General features: G+C 66.9%; 16 protein-coding genes and 1 pseudogene. 4 read left to right on the top strand and 13 right to left on the bottom strand.

From position 1 onward, the window contains the following. Positions 1 to 34: 34 nt before the first annotated feature. From L1088_RS01510 to L1088_RS01465, 10 genes are all read right to left on the bottom strand, one after another. Positions 35 to 475, bottom strand: coding sequence for a rhodanese-like domain-containing protein (locus L1088_RS01510; RefSeq protein ID WP_234553429.1), 441 nt, complete (start codon positions 473 to 475; stop codon positions 35 to 37). 37 nt (positions 476 to 512) lie between these two features. Next, complete coding sequence (locus L1088_RS01505; protein WP_234553428.1) at positions 513 to 1,274, bottom strand: polysulfide reductase NrfD family protein; 762 nt, start codon at positions 1,272 to 1,274, stop codon at positions 513 to 515. Next, entirely contained in the window at positions 1,267 to 1,854 is a 588-nt protein-coding gene (locus L1088_RS01500) for a 4Fe-4S dicluster domain-containing protein (RefSeq protein ID WP_234553427.1), read from the bottom strand. Before L1088_RS01500 ends, L1088_RS01505 begins: the two co-directional genes overlap by 8 nt. After that, entirely contained in the window at positions 1,854 to 4,151 is a 2,298-nt protein-coding gene (locus L1088_RS01495) for a molybdopterin-dependent oxidoreductase (RefSeq protein ID WP_234553426.1), read from the bottom strand. Before L1088_RS01495 ends, L1088_RS01500 begins: the two co-directional genes overlap by 1 nt. Continuing rightward, complete coding sequence (locus L1088_RS01490; protein ID WP_234553425.1) at positions 4,123 to 4,650, bottom strand: TorD/DmsD family molecular chaperone; 528 nt, start codon at positions 4,648 to 4,650, stop codon at positions 4,123 to 4,125. The genes L1088_RS01495 and L1088_RS01490 overlap by 29 nt, the downstream gene beginning before the upstream one ends. A 212-nt stretch (positions 4,651 to 4,862) precedes the next feature. Continuing rightward, positions 4,863 to 5,459 carry a response regulator gene (locus tag L1088_RS01485; RefSeq protein WP_234553424.1) on the bottom strand — a complete coding sequence of 199 codons (597 nt, stop codon included), beginning with the start codon at positions 5,457 to 5,459 and terminating at the stop codon, positions 4,863 to 4,865. After that, the gene (locus L1088_RS01480; RefSeq protein WP_234553423.1) at positions 5,456 to 6,421 is read right to left on the bottom strand and encodes a sensor histidine kinase; all 966 of its coding nucleotides are present in this window, start codon (positions 6,419 to 6,421) and stop codon (positions 5,456 to 5,458) included. Before L1088_RS01480 ends, L1088_RS01485 begins: the two co-directional genes overlap by 4 nt. A 38-nt stretch (positions 6,422 to 6,459) precedes the next feature. Further along, a complete protein-coding gene (gene ribF / locus L1088_RS01475; RefSeq protein ID WP_234553422.1) occupies positions 6,460 to 7,344 on the bottom strand; it encodes a riboflavin biosynthesis protein RibF in 885 nt (294 codons plus the stop codon). After that, positions 7,322 to 7,810 (bottom strand): NUDIX domain-containing protein, encoded by a 489-nt coding sequence (locus tag L1088_RS01470; protein WP_234553421.1) that lies wholly within the window; start codon positions 7,808 to 7,810, stop codon positions 7,322 to 7,324. The genes ribF and L1088_RS01470 overlap by 23 nt, the downstream gene beginning before the upstream one ends. A 61-nt stretch (positions 7,811 to 7,871) precedes the next feature. Continuing rightward, entirely contained in the window at positions 7,872 to 8,987 is a 1,116-nt protein-coding gene (locus L1088_RS01465; protein WP_234553420.1) for a hypothetical protein, read from the bottom strand. Positions 8,988 to 9,068: 81 nt separating this feature from the next. Between L1088_RS01465 and L1088_RS01460 the strand changes: the two genes are divergently transcribed. Together L1088_RS01460 and L1088_RS01455 are read left to right on the top strand one after the other, a co-directional pair. Beyond that, positions 9,069 to 10,445, top strand: a complete 1,377-nt coding sequence (locus tag L1088_RS01460; RefSeq protein WP_234553419.1) for an amidohydrolase — start codon at positions 9,069 to 9,071, stop codon at positions 10,443 to 10,445. Positions 10,446 to 10,464: 19 nt separating this feature from the next. Continuing rightward, positions 10,465 to 10,965: a 2'-5' RNA ligase family protein gene (locus tag L1088_RS01455; RefSeq protein WP_234553418.1), complete on the top strand. Its 501-nt coding sequence runs from the start codon at positions 10,465 to 10,467 to the stop codon at positions 10,963 to 10,965. Between the two features lie 2 nt (positions 10,966 to 10,967). On the opposite strand, the gene rpoD is transcribed toward L1088_RS01455, so the two are convergent. Continuing rightward, on the bottom strand, positions 10,968 to 12,326 hold the full coding sequence (gene rpoD / locus L1088_RS01450) for an RNA polymerase sigma factor RpoD (RefSeq protein ID WP_038047340.1): 1,359 nt from the start codon (positions 12,324 to 12,326) through the stop codon (positions 10,968 to 10,970). Further along, a complete protein-coding gene (locus L1088_RS01445) occupies positions 12,323 to 13,474 on the bottom strand; it encodes a class I SAM-dependent methyltransferase (RefSeq protein WP_234553417.1) in 1,152 nt (383 codons plus the stop codon). Before L1088_RS01445 ends, rpoD begins: the two co-directional genes overlap by 4 nt. Before the next feature lie 88 nt (positions 13,475 to 13,562). Here L1088_RS01445 and L1088_RS01440 point away from each other — a divergent pair, with 88 nt between their 5' ends. Both L1088_RS01440 and L1088_RS12585 read left to right on the top strand, forming a co-directional pair. Further along, complete coding sequence (locus L1088_RS01440; protein WP_038047338.1) at positions 13,563 to 14,780, top strand: aspartate kinase; 1,218 nt, start codon at positions 13,563 to 13,565, stop codon at positions 14,778 to 14,780. Beyond that, a pseudogene (locus L1088_RS12585) lies at positions 14,780 to 15,254 on the top strand (phosphoribosyltransferase). The gene L1088_RS01440 and the pseudogene L1088_RS12585 overlap by 1 nt, the downstream one beginning before the upstream one ends. On the opposite strand, the gene L1088_RS01435 reads toward L1088_RS12585, so the two are convergent. Beyond that, on the bottom strand, positions 15,251 to 16,234 hold the full coding sequence (locus tag L1088_RS01435; RefSeq protein ID WP_234553416.1) for a malate dehydrogenase: 984 nt from the start codon (positions 16,232 to 16,234) through the stop codon (positions 15,251 to 15,253). The pseudogene L1088_RS12585 and the gene L1088_RS01435 overlap by 4 nt on opposite strands. Positions 16,235 to 16,269: the final 35 nt, after the last annotated feature.

Raw genomic sequence — 16,269 nt, 5'->3', positions numbered from 1 at the left:
CGGGGCCTTAAGGCCCCGCCCTTGGCTTCAAGCCCTACTTCTCCACGGGCAGGTTAGCCCCGGTCCAGGCCTTGTACCCGCCCAGGATGCTCTTCACGTTGTAGCCCTGGCCCTTCAGGAAGACCAAGGCCATGGCCCCGCGGTGCCCGATGCCGCAGTAGATGATGATGGGCTTACCCTTGGGGATTTCGCTAAGGCGCTTGGGCAGGTCGCGGATGGGGATGTTCACCGCCCCCGGGATGCGGCCATCCTTGTACTCCGAGGGCTCCCGCACGTCCAAGACGAAGACGTCCAGGGTGTCCATCATCTGCTTGGCCGCGGCGGGCTGGATGCCGTAGAAGTCCGCGGGCAGGGTGGTGAGGAAGTTGCCCAGCTCCCGTACCGTGAGGGCGGAGAAGGTGGTCGTGGTGGCCTGGGCCAAAACCGGAAGGACCAGCAAGAGACCTAGCCAAGCGAGCTTCTTCATGCCTTTCATCGCACACCTCCTTTGGATTCCCTAGGGGCACCAGCCCCTAAAGGCCAAAACCTTGCCACTGCCCCACCGCCACCAGCAGGGCCCTGAGCCCTGCCGCCGCCAAAAGCCCTGCCCAGGGGGCCAGGCGTTCCCGCCAAAAGACCCCTAGGCCCAGGAGGAGGAAGAGGCCGTAGAGGAGGCCGCCTTCCTCCCAAAGGTGCTCCCGGGCCTCCGGAGAGAGGGTGAGGGGGTAGAGGAGGGCCATAAGGAGGGAGGCTCCCGCCAGGAGGCGTAAGGGGTAGAAGGCCCATCCGCTTCGGAGAAGGCCCGCCACCCCCAGGGCCAAGACCAGGGCGGTGAGGGGGAAGAGCCCAGCCAAGAGGGCGTTCCAGAGAGGACGGTTTTCGTTCACCGCTAAGGCCATTCCCGGATAGGAAAGGGCCACCAGGCTGAACAGCAGGAGGATCCACGCCAGAAGCTTCCTGGGCCCTTTCTCCAGGTAGAGGAGCCCGGAGAAGAGGAAGGCCAGGGCCAGCCCCCAAGCGCCCCACCAGATGGGGCTTGGTGGGCGGAAGGAGAGGAAGAGCCAGATGTGGGTGAAGCGGAAGCGGGCAGGAGACTCGGCCCAGAGGACGAAGAGGTCCAAGGTGATGAAGAGCAGGGCCAAGAGGGTGTAGCGCCGGGCTTCCTCGTGCCCCCTAAGCTGGAGGAGGGCCGCAAGGAGGGCTATGCCTCCCGCCAACCCCACCAACACGAAGTGCAGGGCGTTGGTCCAGTGCCAGAACTCTCCGGCGTTGGGCAGGCCGTAGAACTCAGTCATGGCGCACCTTGCTTTCCCGGGTGAGGCCCCGTTTGGAGGGGGCGTTCAGGTAGAAGAGCTTGGGCCTGGTGCCCTGCTCGGGCCGGAGCACGTCCACCCGGTCTGCCGCCTTCAAGGCCTGGGACACCGGGCTTTCCGGATCGTCCAGGTCCCCAAAGGCCCGGCACCCCGTGGGGCAGGTTTCCACGCAGGCGGGAAGCCGCCCCTTTTCCAGCCGGTGGGCGCAGAAGGTGCACTTGCTCACGTAGCCCGCAGGGTGAAGGTAGCGGGCGTCGTAAGGGCAGGCGGCGATGCAGGCTCCGCAGGCGATGCACTTCTTCGGGTCCACCAGGACCAGGCCATCTGCTGTCTGGTAGCTGGCGTCCGTGGGACAGACGGGAACGCAAGGGGGGTTGGCGCAGTGCAGGCACTGCTCGGGGCGGAACTCCACCACAGGGTTCGGGTAGGAGCCCACCTCCCGCTCCCGGATCCAGAGGTTGAAGACCCCTGGGGGCACCTGGTTTTCCATCTTGCAGGCCACGGCGCAGGCGGCGCAGCCCACGCAGAGGCTAAGGTCTATGGCCATGGCGTACCGGGGCATCACATCCTCCTTTCGTCAAAGGGCCGTTTGGCCAGCGAGGTCAGGGCGGGCAGCTTCGGCTTCTCGGCCTTTTCCAGCTTGACGAAGTTCACCCTCAGGCCCGCTCCGCCCGAGATGGGGTCCAGCTTGTAGCGGGTCTGCAGGTAGCTGTCGGAGGCCCCCCGCCCGTGGGCAACCTTCATGAGGGGGGCTTTGTGGCCGAAGCCGTGGACGATGTAGACGCAGTCCTTGCGGATCCGCTCCGTGGCCTTCACCCGCACCGGGCCTTCCTTGACCCCGTCCTGGTTCACCAGCATCACATAGTCCCCGTTCTTCAGGCCCAGCTTCTTGGCCTCCTCGCGGTGGATCCAGACCTCGTTTTCCGGGTCCATCTCCATGAGGACCCAGTTGTTCTGGGTGCGGGCGAAGGTGTGCACGGGGCTGCGGCCGTAGAGGAGGCGGTAGTGGCCTTCTGGAGGCTCCTCGGGAGGGGTGAAGACGGGGAGGGGCTGGTGGCCAGCCTCCTTGAACTTTTCGCAGTAGAGCTCGATCTTTCCCGAGGCGGTGCCGAAGGGCAGGCGGCCTTCTTTCTCCCAGTCTTCCAGCCAGGGCTTGCCCTTTTGCACCAGGGTGCCCATGCCCTTCAGGGTTTCCAGGTCAAAGCCGATGCTCTGCAGGCGGGTGTTCAGATACTCCTCGATGTCCTTCCAGGGGAAGAAGGCCTCCAGGCCCAGCCTTAGGCCCAGCTCCCGCGCGATCCACCAGCCAGGCTTGGTGTCGAAGAGGGGTTCGTGGGCGGGGGTGCGCAGCTCCAGGAAGGGGGTCTTGTGGGCCACGGCCACCAGGTCGTCGTAGCGCTCCAGATAGGTGGCCTCGGGCAGGATCACGTCCGCCCACATCACGTGCTCCTGGGGCAGGACGTCGATGGCCACGTAGAGGTCTAAGCCCTTCAGGGCCTCCTTGGTGCGGGGGACGTTGGGGATGGAGTGGAACAGGTTGATGCCGTAGGCGATGAGCCCCCGGATGGGGTAGGGCTTCCCCGTGATCATGGGCTCGATGAGCTCCTGGATGGCGGTGGTTTTGGCGAAGAACTTGCCTTTATCCGCCCGGGGCTTGTAGCCCTCGGGCTCATGGTCGCCGCCGGAAGGCCCCGAGCACCCGCCCGCCGCGGGCTCCAGGGGAAGGGGTGGGGTGGGGTACTTCTCCAGGTAGGGGCTCTGGGCGATGTAGAACCCGCCCGGCCGCCCATAGTTCCCCAGGAGGACGTTGACGTAGTAGAGGGCCATCATCCGGTAGGTGTCGTCTCCGTACCAGACGGTGTGGCGGGAAGGGGGGAGGACCGCCTGGGGCTTGTGGGCGGCCATCTCCCGGGCCACCTGGCGGATGGTTTCCGCGGGGATCTCCGTGTGCTTTTCCGCCCACTCGGGGGTGAAGTCCTTCACGTGGGCCTTGAGCTCCTCGAAGCCTGTGGTGTACTTCCCCACATAGTCTTTGTCGTAAAGGTTCTCGTAGATAAGCACGTGGATCCAGGCGAGGAGCAAGGCGGTGTCGGTGCCGGGCTTGATGGGGAGCCAGAGGTGGGCCTTGGCGGCGGCGGTGGAGAAGCGGGGGTCCACCACCACCACCTTGGCGCCCCGCTTCAGGGCCAAGGCGAAGTCTTGGAGCTGGGTGTTGTGGGTGTCCTCGCCGATGTGGTGGCCGATGAGGACGATGTAGCGGGAGTTTTCCCAGTCCACGGGCTCGTGGCCGCCGATGGGCCTTCCGAAGACCCACTGGGAGGCCACCTCCCGGGGGGCGGTGCAGATGGCCACGGAGGGTTTGGCGGCGTTGGGGCTGCCCCAGGCGGCGGGGAGGAAGTCCACGAACCAGGTGTCCCCGGTGCCGTGACCGAAGAAGGCGATGGCCTCGGGGCCATACTTTTCCCGGATCTCCAGCATCTTTTTGGCCACATGGTCCAACGCCTCCTCCCAGGTGGCCACCCGGTACTTGCCCTCACCCCGCTCGGTGCCCTCCACCCGGATGAGGGGCCGCTTCAGGCGGTCGGGGTCGTAGGTGGTCTGGGGCATGCCTTGGCCCCGGGGGCAGAGGCGGCCCCGGCTCTTGGGGTTGGCCTCGTACCCCTCCACCTTGTAGACCCGGTTGCCCACTACGTGGGCCACGATGCCGCAGCGCCAGAAACAGCCCTCGCAGATCTGGTAGACGCTCCGCACTTCTTTGGCGTGCCAGGGGGTGCCAAGGGCCTTGGCAGGCCCGCTGCCTTTTAGGGCTAGGGCTCCTGCGCTGAGGGCGCTAAGCTTCAGAAACTCTCGTCTTTGCATGGATGGCCTCCTCCAGCAGGTCCACCAGTGCGGCGTAGAACCCGGTGGGGTCGTGGGTCTTCACCGCTTGCCCGAACCGCTTGAGCCAGGGGGAGAGGAACTCCTGCACCAGCCGCTTGGCCAGGTCGGGGCGCTTGGTGCTCAGGAAGGCGATGGCTTCCCCCACCGCCGCCAGGTGGTCGGGGAGGTCGCGCCAGGACTCCTGCACCTCGAGGCCCCCTTCCCGGTAAAGCTCCAGGAGGCGGTGGTACGAGGGCCCGAAAAGCTCCCCGTCCAGGGCATACCCCACGTAGGGCGGGGCGGGGAGGCCCTCAGGGTGGGTGACGAAGAGGGCGGTATAGGCGGCCTGGAGCTCGCCCTGAGGCACTCGGGGAAGGGCCACGGGGCGGCCGGCGAGCTCCTCTAGGGCCTCCTCGAGGGTGCCCGCGGCCAGCTCCCGGAAGAGGGCTTCGCCCGGCGGGGCGAAGAGGCTTGCCGTAACCCAGCCCAGGAGTTCCATCCTCCACCTCCTGGCCTCAGGGTAGGGTTTGCACCTTCCTTCACAAGACGGAGGGCTTTACCCTTTGCTGTCGGAGGCCTTCCTAAGGCAAATGTCCTTGGGAAAGATGTCCCAAACTTGGTCCTTGGCCCAGGCCTCTGCTTCCTCCTCGTAAACCTCGCAGGGCGGGGCTTGGCCCGAGCCCCACCGCGGCCAAACCCGGTGGGTTGGCCTTACGCCAGCCCGTGCTCCCGGGCCCAGTGCACCAGGTCGGGGGTGTCCATAAGGCCCAGCTTGTTCAGGGCCCGCTGCTTGTAGGTGGAGGCCGTCTTCACGGAAACCCCCAGGCGCTCCGCCGCTTGGGAGAGGGAGTAGCCTTGGGCCAGAAGGGCCACCACAGCCTTTTCCCTTTCGGAAAGAACCTCGGGTCCAGGGGTAGCCTGGCCCTCCAAGAGGGCCTCGGTGAGGCTCGGGTGCAGGTAGCGGAGGCCCTTAGCCAGGCGATCCAGGGCTTCCAGGAGCTCCTGGTCTAGGGCGTGCTTGGGCAGGTACCCCTTGGCCCCCAGCTGGAAAGCCCGGGCCACATAGGCGGGCTCGTCGTGCATGGAAACCACCAGCACCCTGGCCCGCCGGGCGAGGTTGGGAAGGGCCTTTAGGCCCCCCATCCCCGGGAGGTTCAGATCTAGGAGCACCAGGTCCGCCTCCCAGGGGGCGGCCAGGGCCTCCTCGGCGGTGGCGAACTCCGCCACCACCTGGTGGCCTCCTTCCTCCAGGAGAAGCCTTAGGCCCTTGCGCACCAGGTGGTGGTCCTCCACCAGCACCACCCTCATAGGGGCACCCCGAACTCCACCCGTGTCCCCTGCCCCGGAGCGGCGTGGACCAGGAAGCTTCCTCCCAGGCTTTGAATGCGCTCTTGCATGCCCAAAAGTCCCACGGAGGCTGGGGTCTTCTCCGGGTCAAAGCCCACCCCGTCGTCCTTCACCACTCCGAAAAGCCGATCCCCTTCCCGCCAAAGGCGCACCCGCACCTTCTGGGCCTTGGCGTGGCGCAGGACGTTGGTGAGGGCTTCCTGCACCACCCGGAAGAGGGCCACCTCTTTCTCCTTGGGCAGCGGGGGCACCTCCAGGTGGGCTTCCACGTGCAGGCCGCTCTTGGCGTAGGTTTCCAGGTAGCGGGCCAGGGCTTCCTTCAAGCCCAGGTCGTCCAGGAGGGGCATGCGCAGCTCCCGGGAAAGCCTGCGTACCTCCTCCAGGGCCTCCGCTACCCGCTTCCTGGCCTCAAGGAGCTTCTCGGGGCGCTTCTCCGCCACCTTCAGGGTGAGGAGGGCGGCGGTGAGGAGGCTTCCCACCCCGTCGTGGAGCTCCCGGCCCACCCGGCGCCTCTCCTCCTCCTGGGCGGTGAGGAGCCTGCCCGCCAGCTCCATCCCCGGGCGCTTCAGGGCCAGGAGGAGGAGGGCGGGGAGGGCCTCGGGAGGCTTCTGCCCCTCTTCCAGGCTCAGGACCACCACCGCCAGGGTCTTCGCTCCCTGGTGCACGGGTAAGGCCACGAAAGGCCCTTCCTCTACCTTTTCCCCCCGCCTCAGGGCCTCCTCCGCCAGGGCGCGGGAGCGGGCCACCAGGGGGCAGGTGGTGCGGCAGGCCTGCATCTGGAAGAGGCTTAAGCCTTCGCCCACCCAGTAGGCCTCGCCGCAGCGTATGACCCCGGCCTCCTCCAGAGCGGCCAGGGCCCGGCGGAAGACCTCCTGCCGCCCCCTGGCCTCCAAGAGCGCCTCGGCCAGGCGCAGGCAGTCCATGCCTTCAGCTTATGCGCCCAAGCGGGGGAGGGGTGTCCCTAGAGCCCGAAGTAGGCCCGGGCGGCCGCTACGTCCTCGGCGATCTGGGCCTTCAGCGCCTCCAGGCTTGGGAAGCGCCTTTCCTCCCGGAGGCGCTTCAGGAAGGTAAGGTGCACCTCCTCCCCGTAGAGCTCCCCGGCGAAGCCCAGGAGGTGGACCTCGAGGCGCCGCTCGCTCCCCCCGAGGGTGGGCCTGGTGCCCACGTTGGCCACGCCCTTGTAGCGCCCGAAGGCGCCGCTAGCCTCTACCGCGAACACCCCCGGAGGGAGCACCTTCTGGGGGTGAACGGCCAGGTTAGCGGTGGGGAAGGAGAGCTTGCGTCCCACCTTTTCCCCACCCACCACCACCCCGTAGGCCCCATAGGGCTGGCCCAGGAGGTGGCGGGCCTCCTCCACCTTGCCCTCAAGGAGAAGGGCGCGGATGCGGCTGGACTTCACCGGTTCTCCCCCCAGGCTGAGGAGGGGCACCACCCGTACCGGGGCCACCTGGGCCAGGTCCTCGGGGCTTCCCCCCCGGCCCTGGCCGAAGCGGAAGTCTTCCCCCACGTAGATGCGGCTGGCCTGCAAAGCCCTTAGGTCCTCCAGGAACTCCCCCGCCCCCCTGCGGGCGAAGGTTTCGTTGAAGGGCACCGCCAGGATGAGCTCCACCCCCAGGGCCTTCAGGGCCTCCACCTTTTCCGTGAGGTCCATGAGGAACCCCTCCCCCCGGGTGAAGACCTTGGTGGGAGGGTCAAAGGTGTAGACCAAGAGGGGCACCCGCAAGGCCTTGGCCTCGGCCAGGGCCTGCCTTAGGAGGTGCTGGTGGCCCAGGTGTACCCCGTCAAAGGAGCCCACGGCCACCACCTTGGGCCCCTTAGGGACGTCAGCGACCTCGGAGAAAAGCATGGTAGTAGAGGATGCCCACGATCCCGGTGGCGGAGAACTCGGCTTCGCCTTTCCGGTGAAGCTCCAGGGCCTTTTCCGGCTCCAGCCATACCACCTCGATGGCCTCGTCCTCGTCCGGGTCGGCGGGAGCCTCCTTGAGGTTTTCTGCCAAATAGACGTAGGTCTTCTCGTCGGTGAAGCCGGGGGAGACGTAGTAGCTGAAGAGGGGAGTGAGGTCCCCGGAAAGGCCCGTTTCCTCGGCTAGCTCCCGCCTAGCGGCCTCCAGGGGATCTTCCCCGGGTTCAATAAGCCCTGCGGGGATCTCCAAGGGGGTGAGCCCCACCGCTGGGCGGTGCTGGCGCACAAAGAGCATCTTCCCGTCCTGGACGGCGATGACAGCCACCGCAGGCTTGTGCTCCACGATCTCGTAACGGCCTTCCAGGGCCAGGTTGAGGATGCGGCCCCGGTACAAGTAGGTGCGGCTCACGTTCCCATGTTACGGGAAAGCCCCGGGGGTTGGCTCCCCCGGGGCCTGGCCGGTCATCCCCTTATTGCAGGGCGTTCAGCGTGGCCAGAAGCACCGCCCGGGTGTAGGTGGGGTTGTGCACACCCTTGGAGCCGTCGTTTTCGATCAACAGATAGTTCCAGCTGGCCCGCACGATGGGATCCTTGGTGGCGAAGACGGGTTGCCCCTTATCGTCCTTAATATCGCCCAGCTGGCTGTAGAGCACCGTGCCGTCGGTGAGGGTCATCTTGAAGGCGATCTGCCCGGCGATGGAGAGGATGTCCACCCGGTAGACGGGAGACGTCACCGGGGTGTTGGGGGTGAACTGGCCGTTTTCGGGGTTGTAGGCCCGCACGGTCTTGATGCGGTCCCGCACCGCCAGCACCCGGGCGTTCACCTTGCTGCGCAGGAGGGAGAGCAGGTGCTCGGTGTTCTCCTGGACCATCTCCTGGGTGTACTTGGCCCCGTGGCAGGAGGCGCAGAGGTTTTCCGGGGCTTTGAAGGTGTGGCTGGAGTAGTCCCCGGTTCCTGCCAAGCTCATGTGGCAGGTGGAGCAGGCGTTGCCGGTGAAGAAAGCGTGGGGGTTGGGCCACTCCTTGGTGTCGTCCACGAAGAAGGCGTTCTTACCCAAGATCACGTCCCCCTGGCTCGAGGCGTGGGGGTAGGTGTAGCGGCCTGGGTCCTCGGCGTTCCAGGTGATGCGGCCATTGCGGGAGTTGTGGCAGGTGATGCACAAGGCGGCGTTCCCCACGGCGGTGGCCTTGAAGCCCGAGGGGAGCATGGGGGTGTCGTGGACCAGGCGCAGATCGCCATCCTCGTCGTGGCAGGTCTGGCAGGTGATGGGCTTGACCTGGTCCTTGGTGAGGCCGAGGCCCTTCAGGTACTCCACGGTGGCGGGCTTGCCGTCCGGGCCCACCAGGTTGCCGGGGTTGCCCTTCTTGAGCTGGTCCAGCCAGGCCACAAAGCCCTGCTCGCTGTGGCAGCGGGCGCAGTGGGCCGCGCTCTCGGCCCGGGCCTCCACCGTGGCCGCACTTAGGGTTTTGGCCCCCATGACCCCGTTGTTGTGGGCGCTTTGCTCCCATTCCTTCTGGATGGCCTCTTTACTGGAGAAGGCCACCATAAGGCCGAGGGCCAAAAGGGCCAGTAGGACTTTCTTCATAAAGCCACCTCCCTACCGATTCTAGCTCACACCCCTGATACGGAGATAGTCAAGGGTAATATGTCCCTGTAGGCTGGAACCATGTGGCTCACCGATGGCCAAAGGAGCTTCCTGGTGGAGGGGGAGCGGATTGCCCAGGTGGAGGATGGGGCCAAGAGCCTGCGCTTTGAGGGCCTCACCCCCGGCCTCCAGGACGCCCACGCCCACCCTCTTTACTGGGGGATGGCCCTCCGGGGTCTGGACCTTTCGGGGCTCACGGAACCGGAAAGGGTGGCGGCCAGGGTGGCGGAGGCGGCGCGGGGCCTGCCTCCCGGGGCCTGGGTGGAGGGGGCCGGGTTTCTCTTTCCCAAGGCCCCACCCCCGGGGCTTCTGGACCGGGCGGCCCCGCAGAACCCCGTCTTCCTCCGCAGCCGGGACCACCACTCCGCCTGGGTCAACCGCAAGGCGGCGGAGGTGGCAGGTCTGGGCCCGGGCACGGAAGCCCCCCAGGGGGGCGGCTTCCTTCGGGACAGCGAGGGGGTGCCTTACTACCTCCTGGAGCGGGCCCAGGAGCTCCTCGTCCCTCATCTGCCCCCGCCCTCGCCCCAGGACCTGGCCCGGGGCCTTCAGGACTTTGCCCGCCGGGGGTACACCGCGGTGCACGCCCTGGGGTATGAGCCGCCGGAAGCCCTGGACTGGGCCCTGGCCATGGAGCTTCCCGTGCGCCTCTGGTGGGCCCTGCCCCGGGGGGCCTGGCGGGGACGCACGCCCGGCTGGTATGGGGACCTCCACCTGGCTGGGGTGAAGTTCTTTGCTGATGGGGCCCTGGGGAGCCGCACCGCCTGGATGCACCACCCCTATCCGGAGGGCTCCTTTGGCATGCCCCTGGACCGGGAGGGGGAGATCTTGGAGGAAGGGGAGGAGGCCTTAAGGGCAGGCTTTACCCTGGCGGTGCACGCCATCGGTACCCGGGCGGTGGAGGCGGTGCTGGGGGTGTTTCACAAGCTTGCCTCCTTGGCCTGGCGGAAGGGCCTTACCTTGAGGATGGAGCATGTGCAGCACGTGCGCGACGGGGCTCTTTCCCTCTTTTCCGGCCTCCCCCTGGCCCTCTCCATGCAGCCCCTGCACCTCCTGGAGGACGCTGCCCTGGCGCGGGCTTATGGGTTTCCCCCAGGGGAAGCCTTCCGCTTTCGGAGCCTCTGGGCCACGGGGTTGCCCTTGGCCTTCGGCTCCGATGCCCCCGTGGCCAAGCCGGATTACGGCCGGAACCTCCTCGCGGCCACCCGCCATCCCCTTGCCCCGGAGGAGAGCCTGACCCCCGAGGAGGTGCTTTGGGCCCATACGGAAGGGGCCTCGAGGGCAGCGGGCTGGGGAGACTACGGCCGCCTGGAGCCGGGGATGCGGGCCGACCTCACCTTGTGGGAGGGTGGAAGGCCCGTGGGCCGGGTGTATCGGGGAAGGTTGGAGCTCTTTTCTTGAACCCCGGTATACTGGCGGCGTGTATGGGGTGTTGGTGTGGCCCCCGGAAGACATGAGGCGTTTCCTGGAGGAGCTTCAGGCTCTTCACGGGATCAGGGGCTTCGGCCCTCCGCACCTTAACCTGCGCCAGCCCTTTGACTGGCCCTATGAGGAGGAGGCCTTGAGGATTGCCCTTGCGGGCATTCTTCGGGGGCACGCACCCTTTCGCTTGCGCCTCGGGGGGTGGGGGTATTTTCCCCAGGGGGTGGTCTACCTGAGGGCCTACGGGGGCACCCCCTTCCGGCGCCTCTACCACGCCCTGGAACCCTTGGCCCCGCCCCTGAAGGAGATCGAAGGGCCCAGCTACCTGCCCCACATCACCCTGGCCCTGGGGCTATCTGAGGAGGAGGCAAGGAGGTTGGCGCAGGAGCTTCCCGCGCCCCCAAGGCGCTCCTTCTTGGTGAAGGAAGTGGCCTTGGTGCGGGATGAAGAGGAGGGCCACCTCCAGGAGGTGGCCCGCTTTCCCTTGGGAATAAGCTAAAACTAGTCCAGGAAGTCCCTGAGCTTGCGGGTGCGGGACTCGTGGTACTTGAGCTTCCTTAAGGCCTTGTTCTCAATCTGGCGAATGCGCTCCCGGGTCACGCCGAAGTAGGCCCCCACCTCCTCGAGGGTGTGCTCCCGTCCATCGATGAGCCCCTTGCGGAGCTTCAGCACCATGGCCTCGCGCTCGGAGAGCTTGGAGAGGGCCTTTTCCAGCTCTTCGGAGAGGAGGCTCTGGGCGGCGGCGTCCACGGGGGAGGGGAGGTTCTCGTCGGGGATGAAGTCGCCGTAGAAGCTGTCCTTCTCGTCCCCGATGGGGGTTTCCAGGGAGACGGGCTCCTGGGCGATCTTCAGGGTTTCCTCCACCCGCTTGGCGTCCCAGCCCGGGCCCATGGCCTCGGCGATCTCCTCGTAGGTGGGCTCGCGGCCCAGCTCCTGCTGGAGCTGGCGAGCGGTGCGGGAGAGCTTATTGATGGTTTCCACCATGTGTACCGGGATGCGGATGGTGCGCGCCTGGTCGGCGATGGCCCGGTTGATGGCCTGGCGGATCCACCAGGTGGCGTAGGTGGAGAACTTGAAGCGGCGCTTGTACTCAAACTTTTCCACCGCCCGGATGAGGCCTTGGTTACCTTCCTGGATAAGGTCCAGGAAGGATAGGCCCCGGCCCGTGTACTTCTTGGCGATGGAGACCACCAGGCGCAGGTTGGCCTCGATGAGGTGCTGCCTTGCGGCCTCCCCCTCGCGGGCGATGTGCAGGTAGCGCTTGAGCTCCTTGGGGAGGGCCTTCAGCTTGGCGTCCACCTCCTCGATGGTCTTGGGGTCCAGCTTCTCCCTGAGGCCAGGGATCTGGGCGATGCGGGCCGAACCCAGGATCCTGGCCCGCACCACCTCGCGGATCAGGTCCTGGTCCAGCCCCGTGGCCTCGGAGAGCTTCTTGATGGCCTCCATCCCCTCTTCCACCTTCCGGGCCAGCTCGATCTCCTCCTCCAGGGTGAGGAGGGGCACCTGGCCGATCTCGTGCAGGTACTGGCGCACGGGGTCGGAGGTGGAAACCTTGGGGAGGGCCAGCTCCTCTTCTTCCTCCAGGAGCTCCTCCCCCTCGGCCTCGGGAAGGAGGAGGTCCTCGGCCTCGAGGTCCAAGGGTTCGTCCAGCACACCCAGCTCAGGATCGGACTCCAAGAGCTCGGGATCCGGCTCAGGGAGGTCCTGAAGCTCGCCTTCCGCCTCCATCCCCTGGGCGGGGGCTAAGCCCTCCTCCACCAGGGGATCGTCCAGCCCAACCTCCCGGTATGGGGCCTGCACCGCCGGGGACTCGCCGACCTCCGCCACGGTCTTGTTCTTCTTGGTCTTGGCCTTCTTCAACGCCGACCTCCCTCACGCTGGCTGGTCTTTCCCTTTTCCGCGAAGAGCACCTTGTACTCCCTCACCAAAAGGGTCCTGAAAGCGCCGAAGCGCTCCTCCAGAAGGGTTTCGTACTTGAGAAAGGGGTTTGCCACCAGCAAAAACCCACCGCCCGGCTTCAGCCGGGCCGCCGCCGCTTCCACGAAGGCCTGGGCCACATCCAGGATGACCGCACCCCCCACGTGAAAAGGGGGGTTCGTAACTATCATGTCAAACCGCTCTTCCTCCGTCAAGGCCTCGTCCACGTCGGAGTGAAGCACCCTGGCGGCGAGGCCGTTGGCCTCCAGGCTCCTCTGGAGGGAAAGCACCGAGACCAGGTCGTCCTCCACCGCGGTCACCTCGGCGCCCAGGCGGGCCAGGGGCAGGGTGAGGGCCCCGTAGCCCGCCCCCAGGTCCAAGATGGCCTTGCCCCGCACCCCCTCCTTGCCCATCTCCCCCAGGAGGGCCTCCAGGAGGAGGAGGGAGGCCTTGTCCACCTTGCCCGCGGAGAAGACCCCGGGGAGGTGGAAGAAGGCGTATTCCTCCCCCAGGAGGCGGGCGCGGAAGCCCTGCCAGAGGGGGGGAAGGGGCGGGGCCTCCTTTTCCTTTTCCAGAAGGGCCACCCGCACCGGGCCCTCCCGCCGCAATACCTCCCCGTAGCCCAGGAGGTCCTTGGCCTCCTTGAAGTAGCGCTCAAAGCCCTTGTTCTTGTCCCCCGCCAGGTAGACCCGGCCGCCCATCCTTAGGGCCCGGGCGGCGGCCACCAAGGCGGCCTCTACGTAGGCGGTGCCCCGGCCCGCGGGGAGGGCCAGGACCACGAGGTCGTAGGCGCCCTCCTCCGCGTCCCAGGGAGGGGCCAGGTGGGCGCTTAGGCCGCTAGCCGAAAGGCAGCGGAAGGCAGCCCTCGAGGTTTCCAGCCGCTCCACGTTCATCCTCCCCTCCAAGGGGAGGCTTGCCCACCCCACCCCTGGGTTCAGGTCCAAGGCCCTTTCCCCGAAGGGGGCCACGGTCTTCTGCAGGAGGTCGTAGATGGGGTCCCGGTACCCCCGGGCCCCCGGCTTCACGTAAAGGACCCCCCCGGGCCGGGGCAGGGGGGTGAGGCGGTGGTACTCCGCTAGGGTCAAGGCCACAACGCTCCAGGATACGGGGCTTGGGGAAAGAGGGCAAATGTGATAATATTCCTCTTCAAACCGCCCCTGGGGCGGAAAGGAGGCGAGCGTGGCCCTGGTGGTACAGAAGTATGGCGGCACCTCGGTGGGCGATCTGGAGCGCATCCACAAGGTGGCCCAGCGCATCGCCCACTACCGGGAGAAGGGGCATAAACTTGCGGTGGTGGTGTCGGCCATGGGCCACACCACGGACGAGCTCATCGCCCTGGCCAAGCGGGTGAACCCGAGACCCCCTTTTCGCGAGCTGGACCTTCTCACCACCACGGGGGAGCAGGTTTCCGTGGCCCTCCTTTCCATGCAGCTTTGGGCCATGGGCATCCCTGCCCGGGGCTTTGTGCAGCACCAGATCGGCATCCGGACCGACGGGCGCTATGGGGACGCCCGCATCCTCGAGGTGGACCCCAGCCGTATCCAACAGGCCTTGGAAGAGGGGTATGTGGCGGTGATCGCCGGGTTCATGGGCACCACGGCGGAGGGGGAGATCACCACCCTGGGCCGGGGAGGATCGGACACCACCGCCGTGGCCATCGCCGCCGCCCTGGGGGCTAAGGAGTGCGAGATCTACACGGACACGGAGGGGGTCTACACCACCGACCCCCACCTGATCCCTGAGGCCCGGAAGCTTGAGGTGATTGGCTACGACCAGATGCTGGAGATGGCCGCTTTGGGGGCCAGGGTCCTCCACCCCCGGGCGGTGTACTACGCCAAGCGCTACGGGGTGGTGCTCCACGTGCGCTCCAGCTTTTCCTACAACCCCGGTACCCTGGTGAAGGAGGTCAGCATGGAAATGGGCAAGGTGGTGACGGGCGCGGCCCTGGACCTGGACCACGCCCAGATCGGGCTCATCGGCATTCCCGACCAGCCTGGGATTGCGGCCAAGGTCTTCCAGGCCCTGGCCCAAAGGGGCATCGCCGTGGACATGATCATCCAGGGGGTCCCCGGCCACGACCCCTCGCGGCAGCAAATGGCCTTCACGGTGAAGAAGGACTTTGCCCAGGAGGCCCTCGAGGCCTTGGAGCCGGTGCTCGCTGAGATCGGGGGTGAAGCGGTCCTCCGCCCGGACATCGCCAAGGTGTCCATCGTGGGGGTGGGGCTGGCCTCGGCCCCGGAGATCCCCGCCAAGATGTTCCAAGCGGTGGCCTCCACTGGGGCCAACATCGAGATGATCGCCACCAGCGAGGTGCGCATCTCGGTGATCATCCCTGCCCAGTACGCGGAGGCGGCGCTTAGGGCTGTCCACCAGGCCTTTGAGCTCGACAAGCCCTGATGGAGCGCCACCGCGTTTCCTGGGAAGAGCTCCTTGGCCTGGTGCGGCGGCTAGCGGAGGGGCTTAGGGAGGAGGAGGTGAACCTCCTCCTGGGCATTGCCCGGGGCGGTCTCATCCCCACGGCCCTTTTGGCCCAGGCCCTGGGGATGGCGGGACCTCCTCACCGCGGCGGTGATGTTCTACGAGGGGGAAGGAACCCTTCCCGAGCCTGTTTTCCTCCAGTTTCCCCCAGATCCCCTGCTCTTCGGGAAGCGGGTTTTGGTGGTGGACGACGTTTGGGACTCGGGGCGTACGGCCTTCGCGGTGAAGGCCCGGGTGCGCCAGGCGGGGGGCTTTCCTCTGGTGGCTACCCTGCACTTCAAGCCGGGGAGGAACCAGGTACCCGACCGGCCCGACTTCTACGCCGAGGCCACGGAGGCTTGGGTGGTCTNCTCTGCCCTGGCGCAAGCGGGGCCAGAGCCCAAGGGCCCTTAGATGAGGCCCAAGGCCTTTACCTGCTCCATCTCGTCCAGGAGCTCCTTTGCGGTGATCTCCATCCGCTTCCTGGCGAACTCGTTGATCTCCAGGCCCTGGACGATCTGGTAGCGTCCGTCCTTGGCAGTCACGGGGAAGGAGTAGACGATGCCCTCGGGGACGCCGTAGGAGCCGTCCGAGGGGATGGCCATGGAAACCCAGTCCCCCTCCGGGGTGCCCAGGGCCCAGTCGCGGATGTGCTCGATGGCGGCGTTGGCGGCGCTGGCGGCGCTGGAGGCGCCCCGGGCTTGGATGATGGCCGCTCCCCTTTGGGCCACGGTGGGGATGAACGCCTTCTCGTACCAGTCCATGTCCACCAGCTCCAAGGCGGGCTTTCCGTCCACCTCCGCGTGGAAGAGGTCGGGGAACATGGTGGAAGAGTGGTTGCCCCAGACGGCGATGCGGCGGATCTTCTCCACGCCCACCCCGACCTTCTTGGCCAGCTGGGCCTTGGCCCGGTTGTGGTCCAACCGGGTCATGGCGGTGAAATTTTTGGGGTCAAGGCCTTCTGCGTTCTTGTAGGCGATGAGGGCGTTGGTGTTGGCGGGGTTGCCCACCACCAGGACCTTGACGTCCCGCTTGGCCACCTCCGCCAGGGCCCGGCCCTGCTCGGTGAAGATCTTGCCGTTCATCTCCAGGAGGTCGCGGCGCTCCATGCCCGCCTTCCTGGGGGCGGCCCCCACCAAAAGGGCGTAGTCGGCGTCCTTAAAGGCCACCTTGGGGTCGTCGGTGGTGACGATGCCCGCCAATAGGGGGAAGGCGCAGTCTTCCAGCTCCATCACCACCCCCTCCAGGGCTCTCAGGGCCTGGGGGATCTCCAGGAGCTGGAGGATCACGGGCTGATCCTTGCCCAGCATCTCTCCCGCGGCGATGCGGAAGAGGAGGCTGTAGCCGATCTGGCCTGCGGCGCCGGTTACCGCCACGCGAACAGGGCTTTTCATGGTTCTACCTCCCTTGGGCTTCCGCCCAGGGGCAT

The sequence above is a fragment of the Thermus caliditerrae genome (assembly GCF_021462525.1).
Classification (GTDB): Bacteria; Deinococcota; Deinococci; order Deinococcales; family Thermaceae; genus Thermus; species Thermus caliditerrae.
Note: the sequence above shows the minus strand (reverse complement) of the source record. Positions and strands in the feature narration are given on the sequence as shown.

What these genes read in the sequence shown, in the direction of transcription:
- L1088_RS01510 (WP_234553429.1), bottom strand. Translation starts at nt 475, where the DNA reads ATGAAAGGCATGAAGAAGCTCGCTTGGCTAGGTCTCTTGCTGGTCCTT.
- L1088_RS01505 (WP_234553428.1), bottom strand. Translation starts at nt 1,274, where the DNA reads ATGACTGAGTTCTACGGCCTGCCCAACGCCGGAGAGTTCTGGCACTGG.
- L1088_RS01500 (WP_234553427.1), bottom strand. Translation starts at nt 1,854, where the DNA reads ATGCCCCGGTACGCCATGGCCATAGACCTTAGCCTCTGCGTGGGCTGC.
- L1088_RS01495 (WP_234553426.1), bottom strand. Translation starts at nt 4,151, where the DNA reads ATGCAAAGACGAGAGTTTCTGAAGCTTAGCGCCCTCAGCGCAGGAGCC.
- L1088_RS01490 (WP_234553425.1), bottom strand. Translation starts at nt 4,650, where the DNA reads ATGGAACTCCTGGGCTGGGTTACGGCAAGCCTCTTCGCCCCGCCGGGC.
- L1088_RS01485 (WP_234553424.1), bottom strand. Translation starts at nt 5,459, where the DNA reads ATGAGGGTGGTGCTGGTGGAGGACCACCACCTGGTGCGCAAGGGCCTA.
- L1088_RS01480 (WP_234553423.1), bottom strand. Translation starts at nt 6,421, where the DNA reads ATGGACTGCCTGCGCCTGGCCGAGGCGCTCTTGGAGGCCAGGGGGCGG.
- ribF (WP_234553422.1), bottom strand. Translation starts at nt 7,344, where the DNA reads ATGCTTTTCTCCGAGGTCGCTGACGTCCCTAAGGGGCCCAAGGTGGTG.
- L1088_RS01465 (WP_234553420.1), bottom strand. Translation starts at nt 8,987, where the DNA reads ATGAAGAAAGTCCTACTGGCCCTTTTGGCCCTCGGCCTTATGGTGGCC.
- L1088_RS01460 (WP_234553419.1), top strand. Translation starts at nt 9,069, where the DNA reads ATGTGGCTCACCGATGGCCAAAGGAGCTTCCTGGTGGAGGGGGAGCGG.
- L1088_RS01435 (WP_234553416.1), bottom strand. Translation starts at nt 16,234, where the DNA reads ATGAAAAGCCCTGTTCGCGTGGCGGTAACCGGCGCCGCAGGCCAGATC.